Origin of the sequence: Acetobacter fabarum (genome assembly GCF_040702925.2) — a bacterium.
In the GTDB taxonomy this organism is placed as follows: domain Bacteria; phylum Pseudomonadota; class Alphaproteobacteria; order Acetobacterales; family Acetobacteraceae; genus Acetobacter; species Acetobacter fabarum_B.
On sequence record NZ_JBFCXX020000112.1, the window covers coordinates 1 to 246 of the forward strand.

The following is a 246-nucleotide window of genomic DNA, read 5'->3' on the forward strand; positions in this document are numbered from 1 at the left end:
TGGAGCGTGTGCCACGCATGCCCGACGCGCAAATCGTCGACTATCGGCAAACCAGCGACCTGGAGCGGATCTACCCCATGGGTTCGATCCGCAAGATCAGCGGCCAGTTGCGTTTCGACGGACAAATCGATGCCCGGGGCAACGCCACCTCGGTGACCTACGAGCTGCCGCCCGAGCATTCCGCCACACAGGCCTTTACCGCTGCCCGCGAAGCGCTGCAGAAACAGGGCGCCGAGCTGCTGTTCT

General features: G+C 63.8%; 1 protein-coding gene. It reads left to right on the forward strand.

The genetic code is table 11. From position 1 onward, the window contains the following. Positions 1-17: 17 nt before the first annotated feature. The coding region (locus AB2L51_RS15320) for a DUF4892 domain-containing protein (RefSeq protein WP_400922724.1) at positions 18-246 on the forward strand (229 nt) is incomplete at its 3' end.